The organism is Streptomyces vastus, assembly GCF_039532825.1.
In the GTDB taxonomy this organism is placed as follows: Bacteria; Actinomycetota; Actinomycetes; order Streptomycetales; family Streptomycetaceae; genus Streptomyces; species Streptomyces vastus.
This window is the reverse complement of record NZ_BAAASJ010000121.1, coordinates 17,301-18,654: the sequence shown is the minus strand read 5'-3', so window position 1 is coordinate 18,654 and position 1,354 is coordinate 17,301. Positions and strand designations below refer to the sequence as shown.

2 protein-coding genes are annotated in these 1,354 nt (G+C 73.6%); both read right to left on the bottom strand.

The genetic code is table 11. The features are described 5' to 3' along the window. The coding region (locus tag ABD357_RS40700) for a helix-turn-helix domain-containing protein (protein ID WP_344396495.1) at positions 1-459 on the bottom strand (459 nt) is incomplete at its 3' end. Positions 460-616: 157 nt separating this feature from the next. After that, positions 617-1,354 (bottom strand): extensin (locus ABD357_RS40695; RefSeq protein ID WP_344396493.1); only part of this gene is annotated, 738 nt, incomplete at its 5' end.

Genomic DNA, 1,354 nt, shown 5'->3' with positions numbered 1-1,354 from the left:
GCGGCGGGGGCCGTCGTGGCCGCCGGGGGTGCGTACGGCCAGGCCGTGCTCTTCCAGGGTGGTCAGGGCCTTTCCGGTGGTGGAGCGGCCCAGGCCGGTGGCGAGGGCGAGTTCGGCGGCGGTGGCGCTTTCGGTGAGGCCGGTCAGCTCGGCGTAGATCGCGGCGGGTGCGCCGGTCAGCTGGGCCAGCAGCTCGGGGGTGGGGGCGACGTGGGGTGTAGGGGTGCCGTTGGTTGTGGTGTCGGACATGAGGGAGCCTCGTTCCGTGTGGATGTCGGTGGTTGAGGTCCCCGGCCGGGGTGCGGGGCCGCGTGGGGTCCGCTGGGGTTCGTCGGGCGCGTGCGCATCGCGGTTCTCCCGCGCGAACAGGGCCGTGGCACGAGCGGGTTGACGGTTGTCCGCGAGCCCGCTCGGGTCGTCGGCCACGACCATGGACGCTCGCTCGGCGCGGGAAGTCAAGCGGCCCGATCGTTTCCCGATCGGGCCAGCTCAGAGGGGCGTCACGGTTGCCGGCGACTGCGGGACGAGTGGGTGCCGGGTCGATCGGCGAGGGGGGGCGTCGCCAGATTCGAATCCCGGATCCGGTGGGGCGGATCGGGCGGCGGACGAGAGCGGTTCAGCCGATCGGGGGCGGCGGGTCGGGGTGGCGGGCCAGGAGCTGCTCGCGGAGCTGGCGGGCGCGCCGAGGACCGATGCGCAGATCGGTGCGCAGCCGCCAGATGCTTACCGGTTTCCCCGTCGCGGCGCGGGCCGTGTCGTCCAGGGCAACGGCGCGTGGCCACACGTCGGCGTCTGTCGGCTGGTCGCCGACCGGTCGGGGGCCGGGTCCCACGGGGCGGTCGTCGGGCGTGGTGTCGGCCATATGGGTTCTGTCCTGGCCGACGCGGGCGGTACCGGGGGTGCGGGATGAGGCGGGGCCGGGATCCGGACGACCCCCTGAGAGGCGGGAGTTGAGCGGATCGCGATCGGTGGCGTCCGGATCGGTGTGCTCCCCGGCCGTTCGGGGTGCGGTGGAATCGGCTGGGCCGATCTTGTCTAGGAGGTCGGTGACGGTTCTTCGGTAGGCGGCGATCGTCTCCGTCAGGGCGATCAGGAGCAGCGCCGGGGTCAGGTGCAGCAGTACGGCTGCCGGATCGGCTCTGCGGGGCCAGCCGATCTGTCCGTCGGGCCACAGCGATTCCCAGGCGTTCATCAGGGCGGCGGTACAGCCGGCGCCCCAGCGCAGTGCGGTCGACCAGGCCGGTGGGCGGATACCCCAGGCGGCCAGACGGGCGTCGACATACAAGACGCCGGCCAGCGCGGTGCCGATCATCGGGTCGAGGAGGATGGCGATGGGGAGGGGGACGCCGCGGCC